Raw genomic sequence first — 16,522 nt, forward strand, 5'->3', positions numbered from 1 at the left:
CGCGACTACGGCTTAGCTGTGGTCGACGTTCAGCTTACCCTTCTGCAGCAGGTCATTGATGATGGCCTGGTTGCTCATGGTGCCGTTGCCCGTCAGGTCCACGTTTTCCAGCACGATCTTCTGGTCGACGCCTTGGGCGATCTGGCCCTTGGTGTTGATGTCGATGACCGTGTTGTTGCCTTCCTTATGGATGTTCAGGAACTGGGTCAGCGTGCCGTCCTTCTCACCGATCAGCAGGTCCTTCAGGTCCAGGACGTCGCCGCCATTGGCCAGGGTGTCCGCCGAGAAGTCCTTGATGGTGTCGACGGCCGGGGCGCCAACCGAGCCCTGGTCGTTCAACTCCCACTTGAACGTGTCGCTGCCCAGGCCGCCGTACAACGTGTCGTTGCCCTTGCCACCGATCAGGGTGTCATTGCCAGCGCCGCCGTCCAGCGTGTCGTTGCCCGCGCCGCCATGCAGCAGATCGTTGCCGGCGCCGCCGTACAGGATGTCGTTGCCGTCATCGCCGTACAGGGAGTCGTCGCCGCCCTGGCCGTAGATGATGTCATCGCCCGTGCCGCCGTGCACCGTATCGTTGCCGCCGCGCGGATCATCCGCAATGTTGAACTGCGCGTGGTTGGCCTTCAGGTAGTCATAGACCTCGGCGCTGGTTGCCGCATGACCATTCTGGTAAGCCAGGAAGTCTTGCAGCGCCTTCAGGCCCTGGCCATCGTGCGAACCGGCGGCCACATTGCCCCAGGCAAGATGATCGGTATTGATCGTGTCGCCAAAGATGATGTCGTTGCCGGCACCGCCGTTGATGACGTCATTACCCACCACGGCCGGATCGGTGCTGGAGCTGCCGCCTTGCAGGGCGGCAGCCAGGTCCTCGGCCTTCATCACGATATCCACGTCGCCGCCGGGGGCGGCAATGACGTTGCTCGCCGAGAAGTTCGTGCGGCTGATGTCGTCGATCCACACGCTGGCGTTGCTGCTGCCAGCGGTGTTGTCGGCCACATCGAACACGAAGCGGTACGTGCCGCCGCCATACGTGTTGGTGGTGATCGTTGCCCAGTTCGACAAGGCGCTGGTGACGGAGCCCTTGTCAATCGTCATCCAGCTGCCGTCAGACTTCTGCACCTGCAATGCCCAAGTGAACACGTCGCCGTTGCTGAAGTTTTCGGTGGTGACGTTGAAGCTCATCTTCGCGTAACCGGAATAGGTGAACGTCGGCGTGATGGCGTTGGTGCTGCTGCCGCCATTCGTGTCCACCATTTTCCAGTAGTCATTGCGCCAGCCGGAGTTATCCACGCGGCCGGCGGAGCTTCCATTGCCGGTGCCCGAAATAGTCCAGCCGTTGGCATTGCTCCATCCGCTGCCCGACTCAAAATCTGCCAGAGTCGTTGTGGACGAACCGCTACCGAAGCTGGCGTACGTCTGCACCGAGCCACCCGAACTGCCCGTGTTGTCGAACAGGCGCAGGAAGTCTTCGTTCACGCCGTTGCCGATGCCGATGCCGTGCACGGTGCTGAGATTGGACAGCGGCGCGAAGGCGTTGACGGATTCCTGCACGGTGGTCTGGTCCGTGGTGCTGCCGTCGCCACCGGTCGAACCATTGCTCTTGATGTAGTACGTCGGATCACCGTCGGTCAGGAAGAATGTGACGTTCTCGTAACCGGCCGCTGCCGTCTTGCCCGCCGCGGTCTGGCCGTTGAACCACGTCACCGCGCTGTTGAATGCGGCTTCGTAGTTGGTGCCGCCACTGGCCGACAGATTGTTGATGGCGTTCAGCAGCGTCTGCACGTTCGAAGACGTCAGGTTCTGCAACGTAACCGGTGTGTCGGCCGACTTCTCGAACCCGATCAGCGTGACGTTGACGATGCCGTCGTGGCCCACCAGCTGGCTGGCAAGGTTCAACAACGCAGCCTTGACCAGCGCAATGCGCGACTGACCCGAACCGCTGGTCGATCCGTCCAGCTTGTACGCCATGCTGCCCGACGTATCCACGACCAGGGCAATGTTGTAGTTCTTGCCCGGCTCCACGGTCACGACCGTACCGCCCTTGTCGCCCAGGATGATGTCGTCGCCCGAACCGCCGTTCAGCACCGGCGTCGTGCCCGTGCCGCTGCCGACGTTTTCGCCCGTCACCATGTTGTTGGTGTTCAACACGAAGTTGTACGTGCCCGACGTGTTCTGGCCACCGTGGTCCGTACCGCCGTTGTCACGCACCTGGAAGCCGATCGAGGTATCCAGGCCGTTGGCCGAAGGCGTGAAGATCAGCTTGCCGGCGGCAATGTCCGCTGCCGAGACAGCGGTGTTCAGGCCCACGGGGTTGCCGTTCAACGTCAGCGTGCCGTCGGTCGGCAAGCGCGAGATGATCACGCTTTGCAGCGCATTGCCTTCGGCGCCGTCGCTGAAGTTGAATTCGGACAGGGTGAAGACGTGGCTGTCGCCGATCTCCACATTGGCCGAGTTGTCCGCGGCGACCGGTGCGTCGTTCGTGCCGACGATCGACACCGAGATCGGTTGCACCGTCGTGCCGTCGCCCGTCGTCACATTGAACGTCTCGGACAGCAGGGCGCCTGCCGGCAGGTTCTGCACCACAGCCAGGCTGTTGTTCAGCGTGTAGGTCCAGTTGCCGTTGGCATCGATCGAGAACGTGCCGTACTTGCCGACCACGTTGGTCTGCGCCATGACGCCGCTTTGGCCGACGTCCGCGTCCACCACAGTCAGCTTGCCGGTGGTGGACAGGCTGTAGTCCTCGGTCACCGTGCCAGAGGTCTGGCCGGTGATGACCGGGGCGTCGTTCGTGCCGGTAATGGTGACCGTGACCGGCAATTGCGCCGTACCGCCGTGGCCGTCGTTGACGGTCACGGTGATGGTGTCGGTGACCTGCTGGCCTTCCTTCAGGCCCTGGACGTTCGCGCTGGTGTTATTCAGCGTGTAGGTCCACTTGCCGCTGGAATCGACCACGAACGTGCCATACGTGCCCGCGCCGTTGTTGCTGACGGACCAGGTGTGCGTGTCGGTGAGGTCGATGTCCGACTTGGTCAGTTGGCCATTGGCGGTCAGCGTGCCGTCTTCCTTCACGGCGCCCGTGGCGTTGCCCGCGATGGTCGGGGCGTCGTTCGTGCCCGTCACCGTCACGGTGATCAACTGCGTGGCGGTACCGCCATGGCCATCGTTGACGGTCACGGTGATGGTGTCAGTCACCTTCTGCTCGTCGGCCAAGGCTTGCACCTTGGCGCTGGCGTTGTCCAGCGTGTAGGTCCACTTGCCGTTCGCATCCACCACAAAGGCGCCGTACGTGCCCTTGCCGGCGTTGTTCAGCGTCCAGGTGTGGGTGTCCGTCGTGTCGATGTCAGCCTTGGTCAACTGGCCGCTGACCACTTGTGTGCCATCTTCGGTCACGCCGCCGGTAATGACGCCGCCCATGGTCGGGGCGTCGTTCGTGCCGGTAACGGTGATCGTGATGGTTTGCTGCGCGGTGCCGCCATGGCCGTCGTCGATGGTCACGGTAACGGTGTCGGTCACTTGCTGGCCCTCGGCCAGGGCTTGCACCTTGGCGTTGGCGTTGTCCAGCGTGTACGTCCACTTGCCGGTGTTGTCCACTGTCAGCGTGCCGTACGTACCCTTGCCGTTGTTGCCGACCGACCAGGTGTGCGTGTCGGTAGCGTCAACGTCGGCCTTGGTCAGCTGGCCGGTGACCACTTGCGTGCCGTCTTCCTTGACGGCGCCGTTGGCCACGCCACCGATAGTCGGGGCGTCGTTGGTGCCAGTGATCGTCACGACCACTTGCTGCTGCGCCGTACCGCCATGGCCGTCGTCAACGGTCACGGTGATGGTGTCTGTCACTTGTTGGCCGGCAGCCAGGGCTTGCACCTTGGCGCTGGCGTTGTCCAGGTTGTAGGTCCACTTGCCGGTCGCATCAACCGAGAACGTGCCGTACGTGCCCTTGCCGGCGTTGTTGACCGACCACGTGTGGGTGTCCGTCGCGTCAACGTCGGACTTGGACAACTGGCCAGAGATGCTGCTGGGCGCAGTATCTTCCTTGACGGTGCCGACGGCCGTGCCCGAGATCGTCGGGGCGTCGTTGGAGCCCGTGATCGTAACGGTCACTTGCTGCTGCGCCGTACCACCATGGCCGTCGTTAACGGTCACGGTGATGGTGTCCGTCACTTGCTGGCCGGCAGCCAGGGCTTGCACCTTGGCGCTGGAGTTGTTCAGGTTGTAGGTCCAGTTGCCGTTGCCATCAACGGAGAAGGAGCCGTAGGCGCCCTTGCCGTCGTTGTTAACGGACCACGTGTGGGTGTCGGTCGTGTCGACGTCGGCCACATCCAGCTTGCCGGTGGCCACCTGCGTGCCGTCTTCGGTGACGGTGCCATCGGCTTTGCCGGTCAGAACCGGGATGTCGTTGGTACCGACGATGGTGACGACGACTTGACCGGTCGTGCCGTCAGCGGTGGTGACGGTGAACGTTTCGATCAGCGTCTTGCCAGCGCCCAGGCCTTGGACAGCCGGGTCGTTGTTGGTCAGGTTGTACGTCCATGCGCCGTTGGCATCGACGGAGAACGTGCCGTGTTGGCCAGGCGCGTTCGTCTGAACTTGGAACACGGCTTGGCCGGCGTCCGGGTCCGTGACGTCAAGCTTGCCACCCACGGAGAGCGTCTTGTCTTCGACGACTTCGCCCTTGTCGCTGTCAGGGGTAGAAGGCGTGATGATCGCGCCGTCATCGGTACCATTGATCGTGACGGTCACATCCTTGGTGACCACGCCGCCATTGCCGTCATCGACGGTGACGGTGAACGTCTCGGTAATAGATTGACCGGACTTCAGACCTTGGACATCCTTATTGGCGTTGTCCAGGTTGTAGGTCCAGTTGCCGTTGCCATCAACGGAGAAGGAGCCGTACGTACCCTTGCCGTCATTGTTGACGGACCAGGTGTGGGTATCGGTCGTGTCGACGTCGGCCACATCGAGCTTGCCGGTGGCAACCAGCGAACCGTCTTCCGTGACGGCACCATCAGCCTTGCCGGTCAGAACCGGGATGTCGTTGGTACCGACGATGGTGACGACGACTTGACCGGTCGTGCCGTCAGCGGTGGTGACGGTGAACGTTTCGATCAGCGTCTTGCCAGCGCCCAGGCCTTGGACAGCCGGGTCGTTGTTGGTCAGGTTGTAGGTCCACGCGCCGTTGGCGTCGACGGAGAACGTGCCATGTTGGCCGGCGGTGTTGGTTTGAGCCTGGAACACCGCTTGACCAGCGTCCGGGTCCGTGACGTCGAGCTTGCCACCGACGGAGAGCGTCTCGTCTTCAATGACTTGGCCCTTGTCGCTGTCAGGCGTAGCGGGCGTGATGATCGCGCCGTCATCGGTACCGTTGATCGTGACCGTAACGTCCTTGGTGACCACGCCGCCGTTGCCGTCGTCCACCGTGACGGTGAACGTCTCGGTAATGGACTGACCGGACTTCAGACCTTGGACATCCTTATTGGCGTTGTCCAGGTTGTAGGTCCAGTTGCCCGACGAGTCGACCGAGAACGAACCGTACGTGCCCTTGCCCTCGTTGTTAACGGTCCAGGTGTGCGTGTCGGTCGTGTCAACGTCGGCGACATCCAGCTTGCCGGTGGCAACCAGCGAACCGTCTTCCGTGACGGCACCATCAGCCTTGCCGGTCAGGACCGGGATGTCGTTGGTGCCGACGATGGTGACCACGACTTGACCGGTCGTGCCGTCAGCGGTGGTGACGGTGAACGTTTCGGTCAGGGTTTTGCCAGCGCCCAGGCCTTGGACGGCCGGGTCGTTGTTGGTCAGGTTGTACGTCCAGTTGCCGTTGGCGTCGACGGAGAACGTGCCGTGTTGGCCAGGCGCGTTCGTCTGAACTTGGAACACGGCTTGGCCGGCGTCCGGGTCCGTGACGTCAAGCTTGCCACCCACGGAGAGCGTCTTGTCTTCGATGACTTCGCCCTTGTCGCTGTCAGGGGTAGAAGGCGTGATGATCGCGCCGTCGTCCGTGCCGTTGATCGTGACGGTCACATCCTTGGTGACCACACCGCCATTGCCGTCATCAACCGTGACGGTGAACGTCTCGGTGATCGATTGGCCCGTCTTCAGACCTTGAACATCCTTGTTGGCGTTGTCCAGGTTGTAGGTCCAGTTGCCCGACGAGTCGACCGAGAACGAACCGTACGTACCCTTGCCATCGTTGTTGACGGTCCAGGTGTGGGTATCGGTCGTGTCAACGTCGGCCACATCCAGCTTGCCGGTGGCGACCAGGCTGCCATCTTCGGTAACTGCACCATCAGCCTTGCCGGTCAGCACCGGGATGTCGTTGGTACCGACGATGGTGACAACGACTTGACCCGTCGTACCGTCAGCGGTCGTAACCGTGAAGGTTTCGGTCAGGGTCTTGCCAGCACCCAAGCCTTGGACAGCCGGGTCGCTGTTGGTCAGGTTGTACGTCCACGCGCCGTTGGCGTCGACAGAGAACGTGCCGTGTTGGCCGGCGGTGTTGGTTTGAGCCTGGAACACCGCTTGACCAGCGTCCGGATCGGTGACGTCGAGCTTGCCACCCACGGAGAGCGTCTCGTCTTCGATGACTTGGCCCTTGTCGCTGTCAGGCGTAGCGGGCGTAATGATCGCGCCGTCATCGGTACCGTTGATCGTGACCGTAACGTCCTTGGTGACCACACCGCCATTGCCGTCATCAACCGTGACGGTGAACGTCTCGGTGATCGATTGGCCCGTCTTCAGACCTTGAACATCCTTGTTGGCGTTGTCCAGGTTGTAGGTCCAGTTGCCCGACGAGTCGACCGAGAACGAACCGTACGTACCCTTGCCATCGTTGTTGACGGTCCAGGTGTGGGTATCGGTCGTGTCAACGTCGGCCACATCCAGCTTGCCGGTGGCGACCAGGCTGCCATCTTCGGTAACTGCACCATCAGCCTTGCCGGTCAGCACCGGGATGTCGTTGGTACCGACGATGGTGACCACGACTTGACCGGTCGTGCCGTCAGCGGTGGTGACCGTGAAGGTTTCGGTCAGGGTCTTGCCAGCACCCAAACCTTGGACAGCCGGGTCATTGTTGGTCAGGTTGTAGGTCCATGCGCCGTTGGCGTCGACGGAGAACGTGCCGTGTTGGCCAGGCGCGTTCGTTTGAACTTGGAACACGGCTTGACCAGCGTCCGGGTCCGTGACGTCAAGCTTGCCACCCACGGAGAGCGTCTTGTCTTCGATGACTTCGCCCTTGTCGCTGTCAGGGGTAGAAGGCGTAATGATCGCGCCGTCATCGGTACCGTTGATCGTGACCGTCACATCCTTGGTGACCACGCCGCCGTTGCCGTCGTCCACCGTGACGGTGAACGTCTCGGTAATGGACTGACCGGACTTCAGACCTTGGACGTCCTTATTGGCGTTGTCCAGGTTGTACGTCCAGTTGCCGTTGCCATCAACGGAGAAGGAGCCATACGTACCCTTGCCGTCGTTGTTAACGGACCAGGTGTGGGTATCGGTCGTATCAACGTCGGCGACATCCAGCTTGCCGGTGGCGACCTGCGTGCCGTCTTCCGTGACGTTGCCGTCGGCCTTGCCGGTCAGGACCGGGATGTCGTTGGTACCGACGATGGTGACCACGACCTGACCCGTCGTGCCGTCAGCGGTCGTAACCGTGAACGTTTCGGTCAGCGTCTTGCCAGCGCCCAGGCCTTGGACAGCCGGGTCGTTGTTGGTCAAGTTGTACGTCCACGCGCCGTTGGCGTCGACGGAGAACGTGCCGTGTTGGCCGGGCGCATTCGTCTGAACTTGGAACACGGCTTGGCCGGCGTCCGGGTCGGTGACGTCGAGCTTGCCACCCACGGAGAGCGTCTTGTCTTCGACGACTTCGCCCTTGTCGCTGTCAGGGGTAGCGGGCGTGATGATCGCGCCGTCGTCCGTGCCGTTAATCGTGACCGTCACATCCTTGGTAACCACGCCGCCGTTGCCGTCATCGACGGTGACGGTGAACGTTTCGGTGATGGATTGGCCCGTCTTCAGACCTTGGACGTCCTTGTTGGCGTTGTCCAGGTTGTAGGTCCAGTTGCCGTTGCCATCAACGGAGAACGAACCGTACGTGCCCTTGCCATCATTGTTGACGGACCAGGTGTGGGTATCGGTCGTATCAACGTCCGCGACATCCAGCTTGCCGGTGGCAACCAGGCTGCCGTCTTCGGTAACTGCACCATCAGCCTTGCCGGTCAGAACCGGGATGTCGTTGGTACCGACGATGGTGACCACGACTTGACCGGTCGTGCCGTCAGCGGTGGTGACGGTGAACGTTTCGGTCAGCGTCTTGCCAGCGCCCAGGCCTTGGACAGTCGGGTCGTTGTTGGTCAAGTTGTACGTCCACGCGCCGTTGGCGTCGACGGAGAACGTGCCGTGTTGGCCGGCCGTGTTGGTTTGAACTTGGAACACGGCTTGGCCGGCGTCCGGGTCGGTGACGTCGAGCTTGCCACCCACGGAGAGCGTCTTGTCTTCGACGACTTCGCCCTTGTCGCTGTCAGGGGTAGCGGGCGTGATGATCGCGCCGTCGTCCGTGCCGTTAATCGTGACCGTCACATCCTTGGTAACCACGCCGCCGTTGCCGTCATCGACGGTGACGGTGAACGTTTCGGTGATCGATTGGCCCGTCTTCAGACCTTGGACATCCTTGTTGGCGTTGTCCAGGTTGTAGGTCCAGTTGCCGTTGCCATCAACGGAGAAGGAGCCGTACGTACCCTTGCCGTCATTGTTGACGGTCCAGGTGTGGGTATCGGTCGTATCAACGTCGGCGACATCCAGCTTGCCGGTGGCAACCAGCGTGCCGTCTTCGGTTACTGCACCATCAGCCTTGCCGGTCAGAACCGGGATGTCGTTGGTGCCGACGATGGTGACGACGACCTGACCCGTCGTACCGTCAGCGGTCGTAACCGTGAAGGTCTCGGTAAGGGTCTTGCCAGCGCCCAGGCCTTGGACGGCCGGGTCGTTGTTGGTCAGGTTGTACGTCCACGCGCCGTTCGCGTCGACAGAGAACGTGCCGTGTTGGCCAGGAGCATTCGTTTGAACCTGGAACACGGCTTGACCAGCGTCCGGATCGGTGACGTCGAGCTTGCCACCCACGGAGAGCGTCTCGTCTTCGATGACTTGGCCCTTGTCGCTGTCAGGCGTAGCGGGCGTAATGATCGCGCCGTCGTCCGTGCCGTTGATCGTGACGGTCACATCCTTGGTGACCACACCGCCATTGCCGTCATCGACCGTAACCGTAAACGTCTCGGTGATCGACTGACCGGTCTTCAGACCTTGGACGTCCTTATTGGCGTTGTCCAGGTTGTAGGTCCAGTTGCCGTTGCCATCAACGGAGAACGAACCGTACGTGCCCTTGCCATCGTTGTTGACGGTCCAGGTGTGGGTATCGGTCGTGTCAACGTCGGCCACATCCAGCTTGCCGGTGGCAACCAGCGAACCGTCTTCGGTGACGGCGCCATCGGCCTTGCCGGTCAGGACCGGGATGTCGTTGGTACCGACGATGGTGACCACGACTTGACCGGTCGTACCGTCAGCGGTGGTGACGGTAAACGTTTCAGTCAGCGTCTTGCCAGCACCCAGGCCTTGGACGGCCGGGTCGTTGTTGGTCAGGTTGTAGGTCCATGCCGTTGGCGTCGACAGAGAACGTGCCGTGTTGGCCGGCGGTGTTGGTTTGAGCCTGGAACACCGCTTGACCAGCGTCCGGATCTGTGACGTCGAGCTTGCCGCCGACGGAAAGCGTCTCGTCTTCAATGACTTGGCCCTTGTCGCTGTCAGGCGTAGCGGGCGTAATGATCGCGCCGTCGTCCGTGCCGTTGATCGTGACCGTCACATCCTTAGTGACCACGCCGCCGTTGCCGTCATCGACGGTGACGGTGAACGTTTCGGTGATCGACTGACCGGTCTTCAGACCTTGGACATCCTTGTTGGCGTTGTCCAGGTTGTACGTCCAGTTGCCCGACGAGTCGACCGAGAACGAACCGTACGTACCCTTGCCCTCGTTGTTAACGGACCAGGTGTGGGTATCGGTCGTATCAACGTCCGCGACATCCAGCTTGCCGGTTGCAACCAGGCTGCCGTCTTCGGTAACGGCACCATCAGCCTTGCCGGTCAGGACCGGGATGTCGTTGGTGCCGACGATGGTGACCACGACTTGACCGGTCGTACCGTCAGCGGTGGTGACGGTGAACGTTTCGGTCAGCGTCTTGCCAGCGCCCAGGCCTTGAACGGCCGGGTCATTGTTGGTCAGGTTATACGTCCATGCGCCGTTTGCGTCGACGGAGAACGTGCCGTGTTGGCCAGGCGCGTTCGTCTGAACCTGGAACACCGCTTGACCCGCGTCCGGGTCGGTGACTTCCAACTTGCCGCCGACCGACAGCTTCTCGTCTTCGACGACCTGGCCCGCGTCAGCACCCGGTGCCCCCGGGGTAATGATCGCGCCGTCATCCGTGCCGTTGATCGTGACGGTGACCACTTGCGTCGTCACGCCGCCGTTGCCGTCGTTGACCGTGACGGTGAACGTCTCGGTCAAGGTCTGGCCGGCGATCAGTGCCTGGACGGCGGGGTTGGCGTTAGCCAGGTTGTAGGTCCACGTGCCGTCGGCCGCAATCGTCAGCGCGCCGTATTGGCCGGCGCCATTGTCGTTGACGGACCACGTGTGCGTGTCGGACGTGTCGACGTCAGCCACGTTCAGCTTGCCGGTGGCGACCAGCGCCGTATCTTCGGTGACCGCGCCGGCGGCTTGGCCGCTGATCGTGGGGACGTCGTTGGTGCCCTGGATGGTGACGGTGACCGTGCCGGTCGTGCCGTCAGCCGTGGTGACCGTGAAGGTCTCGGTCAGGGTCTCGCCAACGGCCAGCGCTTGCACGCGGGTGTCGTTGTTGTTCAGGTTGTAGACCCACGCGCCGCTGGCGTCGATCGAGAACGTGCCGTGCTGGCCGGCCTGGCCGGATTGCACGACAAAGCGCGCTTCGCCGTCGTCCACGTCGGTGACGTTCAGCTTGCCGTTCGCGGTGAAGGTGGTGTCTTCCTTGACCGTGCCGGCATCGTCGCCGGCGTTGGCCGGGGTGATCTGGGCCGGGTCGTTCACGCCGACAATCGTCACTTCGACGGTGGCGGTGGACGTTGCGCCGCTGGGATCGGTGACCGTGTACGAGATCGTGCTGGTGGCGGTCTGGCCGGCGGGCAGGTTCTGAAAGCCCGTGCCGGGCGTGAAGACGTAGCTGCCGTCGGGCAGAACGGTAAAGGTGCCGCCGTTGGAGCCGTTGACGGTGACGCCGCCCGCGGTCATGGGCCGGCCGCTGACCGACACGATGGCCAGGGGATCGCCGTCGGGATCGCTGTCGTTGCTGAGCAGGTTGCCGCGCTGGACCGCGTTCTGGTCGCCCGTGCTGGCATCGTTCAGTGCGGACGGGGCGCTGTTGGTCGCTGCCGGGACAGCGGCATCGCCGTTGTTGTCGCCCGTGGCGCCGGCGGCGCCGGCGCGGGGCAGGGTGTCGTCACCGCGGCCGGGGTTGGCGTAGGCCAGGTCCAGCGGCGTGGTGGTTTCCAGGATGCGGGCCAGACGCACGAAGCTGCTGCCGCCGGCATCGCCGCCGCCGGCCACGATGGCGGCGGTGGGGTCCAGTTCGTCAAACGGGTCGCGGCCGGCTTGCAACGCGGCCAGCAGGCGGTCGGAATCCGTGCCGGTGGGCGGCGTCAGCGCGGCTTCGCTGGGGTCGGCCAAGGGGCCCGTGATGTCGCCGTTGACGGCGACTTCACGGCTTTCGCCGATCACGATCGGCATGCCGTTTTCAACCTGAAGGGAAACCGTGGCGCCCGAGGCCGTAACGATGTCGCTGCCGGCGGGGACTTTGCTGCCTTGATGCAGTTCGGTCAGCGAGCCGTCGCTGTTGCGTATCCACGCGCGACCGGAGATTTCATTGACGACTGCGGGAGTAGTGTTGGCCATGTGGGTTCCGTTTCAGGGAGTTATCCAAGATGGCCAGATACTAAAGAGCGCCGGGCGGGCGCGATATTGTCCTTAAGGACAGTTTCAGGAAGTAATTTTGCTGCGTGTGTCGGCCGGCGCCGAAATGCCGTGCACCAGCAGGGCAAGTTGAAGGCGATCGGACACGCCCAGCTTTTCAAAGACGGCGGATAGATGTGCCTTGACCGTGCGTTCGGTGATGCCCAGGGCCTCGGCGATCTGCGCGTTCGCCTGACCGCTGGCGGCGTAGCGCGCCACGGTGATCTCGCGCTCGGTCAGCAGGCCGTTGTCCCAGGAATGCGAATCCTGGGCGCGCTCGGTGACCAGCTTTAGCAAACGCGCCACCAAAGAGCGGCCCATCCATATCCCACCGGACAAGACCACTTCCAGCGCTTGCGACAGCGCGGCGGCGGGCGCGTAGCTGTGGCAATAGCCATGGGCGCCCGCGCCCAGCGCTTGCGTGCCTTGCTCGTCATTGGGGCTGGGGCTGGCGGCCACCAGATGCAGGCCGGCCAGGGCAGGGCCCCAGCTGGGATCCTGCCACGATGGCAAGCGCGGCACGTCGGTATCCAGCACGGCCAGCGTGCGGCCTTGCTCTCGCCAGCGTTGCAGGTCGGCCAGGCCGCGCCCGCGGGCAGCCAGCCAGCGCGTGGAATCCAACGCGCGCCAGTGTTGCCAGAGCAGGTCGTCGTGCGTAATCAACAAGACGGGAACGGGTTTCATAAAGCCTTGCAGCTCTCCTTTAACGTTCGGTGAAGGCGTTTGCCTTGGCACGCAGAATCGGTTTGAGCAGGTACTGCAACACGGTGCGTTTACCCGTCAGGATATGAACCTCGGCCACCATCCCGGGGATGATGGGCAATAGTTTGTCGCCCACGGTGCTGCGGTCCGTGCGGACCCGCACCACGTAATAGGAATTGCCTTTTTCGTCGGTGACCGTGTCGGCGCCGATCTGTTCGACCTTGCCTTCCAGGCCGCCGTAGATGGAGAAGTCGTAAGCGGTGAACTTCACTTCCGCCTTCTGGTCGGCATGCAGGAAACCGATGTCGCGCGGCTGGATGCGCACTTCCAGCAGCAGCGTGTCGTCCTTGGGCACGATCTCGATAATGTCCTTGCCCGGCTGCACCACGCCGCCGACGGTGTTGTTGAACAGCGTCTTGATGGTGCCGGCCAGCGGCGCGCGCACTTCGGCCAGCTTCACGCGGTCGGCCAGGGCCAGCTTGCCCTGGCGCAGGGTCGACAGCTTGGTGTTGGTCTCGGACAGTTCGCTGCGGGCCTGGTTGCGAATATTGAGCTCGGACTCTTCCAGCTTGCTTTGCGCTTCCTTGATCGACGCCTGGAATCGGTCAATCTGCGCCTCGGCGCCTTTTTGCTCGCCGCAATACCGCGCCACGTCGCGTTGCAGGCGCAGCAGGTCCACTTCGGACACGGCGCCGCTCTTGAGCAACGGCCGGGTCACCTGCAATTCACGCGATGTCAGTGCGCAACTGGCCGAGGCTTGATCGCGCTTGGCGATGGTTTCGCGCAGGTCTTCCTGGCGTTGCTTGAGCTGTTCGCGCGCCACGTTGATGGTGGCGTTCAGCTCGGTGTTGCGCGCTTGCCAGGCGTTGCGTTCCATTTCAGCCAGGCCGGGCGCCTGCTTCAGCACTTCTTCCGGCGCCACGAAAGGTTCGCCGGTGGCCAAGGCCTGCAAGCGGGCGGACTTGGCCAGCAGCGACAGGTATTCCGCGTTGTTTTCGCCCAGGGAAGAGGCAAAGCGCGTGGAATCGATTTTCAGCAGGGTCTGGCCGGCCTGGACTTCCTGGCCCGGGCGGACCAGGATTTCCTCGACGATGCCGCCGTCCAGGCTTTGGATGATCTGCACTTGGCGCGACGGCACAACCTTGCCTTCGCCGCGAACCACTTCGTCGATGCTGCCGGTGGCGGCCCAGACGATCAGCACGAAGGTCGCCAGCAGCGCCACCCACAGCAGCACGCGCGAGCTGCGGGCCTGCGACTCCTGGATCACCCATTCGGCATTGCCGACATAGTCCGAGCGCTTTTCCCGCTTGCCTTTTTCGGTGCCGTCCAGCAACCGGTCAAAGAAGAATACGAAGACGTTGCGCAATTTGCGCCACAGGGTGCCCAGCAGGCCGTGCCGGGTCTCTCCAGGATTTTTCAGCATGGCGCCCTTAACTCCCGCGTCCAACGCGTCCTTGACGCAGTGCTTCGACAACTTGCTCCTTGGGGCCGTCCGCAACGATGTGACCGTTATCGATCACGATCAGGCGGTCCACCAGGTCCAGCAGCGCGGTGCGGTGCGTGACCAGCAGGATCGTCTTGGTGGCGCTGGCCTCGCCCAGCCGCTTGCGTAACTGCGCTTCGCTCTGGTGGTCCATGTTGCTGCTGGGTTCATCCAGCAGCAGGATCGGCGGGTCGTTGATCAGCGCGCGGGCGACGGCGACGGACTGGCGTTGGCCGCCCGACAGCGATTCGCCGCGTTCGCCGATGACCATGTCGAAGCCGTTGGGATGCAGGTTGGCAAAGTCCGTCACGCCGGCCAGGTTGGCGGCGGCCAGGATGCTGGCGTCGTCGGCGTAGGGCGCGCCCATGGCCAGGTTGTGTTTCAGGCTGCCGTAGAACAGCGTGGGGTCTTGCGGCACATGGCCGATGGCGCGGCGCACGTCGGCCGGGTCGATCTGGCGCACGTCCACACCGTCCAGCAGCACAGCGCCTTCGGTGGGCTGATACAGCGCCAGCGCCAGCTTCTCCAGCGTGGTCTTGCCCGAGCCGATGCGGCCGATGATGCCGACCTTTTCACCGGGCTTGAGCTTGAACGACACCTTCTTCAGCACCGGCTGCGTGCTGCCGGGGTAGGCGAAGGTGACGTCGCGAAATTCCAGGCCGCCATGGAACACGGGGCGGTGCAGGAATTCGGCTTCGGCCGGGCGTTCAATCGGCAGCTTCATATAGTTGTCGATGGAACCCAGCGAGGTGCGGGCGTTCTGGTATTGCATCAACAGCCCGGCAACCTGGCCCAGCGGCGCCAGGCAGCGGCTGGCGATCATGGACGCGGCGATGATGCCGCCCATGGACATGGCCGATTCCTGCGCCTGGTACACGCCGATGATCACCACGGCGATCGACACCATTTGCTGGATCGCTTGCACAAAGCCGACGGTGGACGACGAAATCAGCTTGAGCTTGCCGCCTGTCTGCGCGATGAATTCCGTGGCGCGTTCCCAGTTGCGTTGCACCGAGCCTTGCGCGTTCAGCGTCTTGACGGCCTCCAGGCCGGTCAGCGCTTCGACCAGTGTCGCGTTGCGCTGCGAACTGGCCTGGAAGCTGGCCATCGTCAGCGCTTCCATGCGTGCCTGTGCGGCTAGCGACACCAGCAAAATCAGCACGATGGCAACCAGCGGCGGCAGGATCATCCACGGCGATATCCAGGCCAGCGCGGCCAGGAACAGCAGGATGAAGGGCAGGTCGACCAGCGTGGTGATGGTGGCCGACGCGATGAAGTCACGGATGGATTCGAACGACCGCAGGTTGGCCGCGAACGATCCGACGGACACGGGGCGGCCTTCCAGCCGCAGGTCCAGCACGCGTTCCATGATCTGCGCGGACAGGCGCACGTCGACGCGCTTGCTTGCACTGTCCACCACATGAGAACGGGCGGTCGACAGCACCATGTTGAAAATCACCACCAGCGTGATCCCGATAGCCAGCACCCACAGCGTTTCAACGGCGTTGTTGGGCACCACGCGGTCATACACGTTCATGGTGAACAAGGGCATGGCCATGGCGAAGATATTGATCAGCAGCGCGGCGACCAGCGCATCGCGGTACAGGCGCCGGTTTTCCATGATGGCCGCCCAGAACCAATGGCGTTCGCGCACTTTGGCCACTTCGGGCGCGCGGGCGTCGAACCGGAATTGCGGACGCACGAAGCAGACCAGGCCGGTGTATTGCGCGGCCAGGGCTTCGGGCGTCATCTCGACGGAACTGCCGCCAAGCTCGGGATGGCTGACCACATATTTGCCGTCTTCTTTTTTCAGCAGCAGGCAGGCGCGTTCGCCTTGCAACAGCAAGATGGCGGGCAGAAGGTCGGGGGAAATGCTGTCCAGCGTGCGCTTGACCACGCGCGCGGAAAGTTGGGCCCGCGCCGCGGCGCGCGGCAGCAGGGCAGGGGTCAGGCGGTGTTCTTCCAGGGGCAGGCCGGCGGACAGCGCCTGCGCCGTGGCGGTCACGCCATGCAGGCGCGTAATTTCAACCAGGCAGTCCAGCAAGGGGTCGTCATGCGCCGCTCGGGCGTCGGCGCGCCATTCACGCGCCGCCTTTTCAGATAACTTGTCCATCTTCGTCATCCAAGAGGTCTAGGTGTTCCGAGAGGCGCGCGCGTTGCTGCTTGCGCTGGGAAAGCTTTTGCTGTGCCTGGATAGGCAGGTCTGTCATGCGCAAGGTGCCATTGGCGATCAAGGCGTCGATCAGGTCTTCAAGAACGCGGACAAAGTCCGCGTCCAACTGCGAAAATTCGTTGCCCTGGGGCGTCATATGGCC

General features: G+C 63.0%; 6 protein-coding genes. All 6 read right to left on the reverse strand.

Features of this window, described 5'->3' with window-relative positions; translation table 11 throughout:
* Positions 1–12: 12 nt before the first annotated feature.
* Positions 13–9,657, reverse strand: coding sequence for a VCBS domain-containing protein (locus KYT87_RS09680; protein WP_304505157.1), 9,645 nt, complete (start codon positions 9,655–9,657; stop codon positions 13–15).
* Complete coding sequence (locus tag KYT87_RS09685; RefSeq protein WP_255594040.1) at positions 9,572–11,965, reverse strand: retention module-containing protein; 2,394 nt, start codon at positions 11,963–11,965, stop codon at positions 9,572–9,574. The genes KYT87_RS09680 and KYT87_RS09685 overlap by 86 nt, the downstream gene beginning before the upstream one ends.
* A gap of 84 nt (positions 11,966–12,049) precedes the next feature.
* The gene (locus KYT87_RS09690) at positions 12,050–12,706 is read right to left on the reverse strand and encodes a response regulator transcription factor (RefSeq protein WP_219992127.1); all 657 of its coding nucleotides are present in this window, start codon (positions 12,704–12,706) and stop codon (positions 12,050–12,052) included.
* A gap of 19 nt (positions 12,707–12,725) precedes the next feature.
* Positions 12,726–14,147 (reverse strand): HlyD family type I secretion periplasmic adaptor subunit, encoded by a 1,422-nt coding sequence (locus tag KYT87_RS09695; protein WP_219992623.1) that lies wholly within the window; start codon positions 14,145–14,147, stop codon positions 12,726–12,728.
* A 7-nt stretch (positions 14,148–14,154) separates the two neighbouring features.
* A complete protein-coding gene (locus tag KYT87_RS09700; RefSeq protein WP_370638757.1) occupies positions 14,155–16,320 on the reverse strand; it encodes a type I secretion system permease/ATPase in 2,166 nt (721 codons plus the stop codon).
* Positions 16,304–16,516: a hypothetical protein gene (locus KYT87_RS09705; protein ID WP_006218695.1), complete on the reverse strand. Its 213-nt coding sequence runs from the start codon at positions 16,514–16,516 to the stop codon at positions 16,304–16,306. The genes KYT87_RS09700 and KYT87_RS09705 overlap by 17 nt, the downstream gene beginning before the upstream one ends.
* Positions 16,517–16,522: the final 6 nt, after the last annotated feature.

Source organism: Achromobacter sp. ES-001 (genome assembly GCF_019448355.1).
Taxonomy (GTDB): domain Bacteria; phylum Pseudomonadota; class Gammaproteobacteria; order Burkholderiales; family Burkholderiaceae_B; genus Achromobacter; species Achromobacter spanius_B.

Coding starts and splice junctions, on each gene's coding strand:
- KYT87_RS09685 (WP_255594040.1), bottom strand. CDS start 11,965: ATGGCCAACACTACTCCCGCAGTCGTCAATGAAATCTCCGGTCGCGCG.
- KYT87_RS09700 (WP_370638757.1), bottom strand. CDS start 16,320: ATGGACAAGTTATCTGAAAAGGCGGCGCGTGAATGGCGCGCCGACGCC.
- KYT87_RS09705 (WP_006218695.1), bottom strand. CDS start 16,516: ATGACGCCCCAGGGCAACGAATTTTCGCAGTTGGACGCGGACTTTGTC.
- KYT87_RS09695 (WP_219992623.1), bottom strand. CDS start 14,147: ATGCTGAAAAATCCTGGAGAGACCCGGCACGGCCTGCTGGGCACCCTG.
- KYT87_RS09690 (WP_219992127.1), bottom strand. CDS start 12,706: ATGAAACCCGTTCCCGTCTTGTTGATTACGCACGACGACCTGCTCTGG.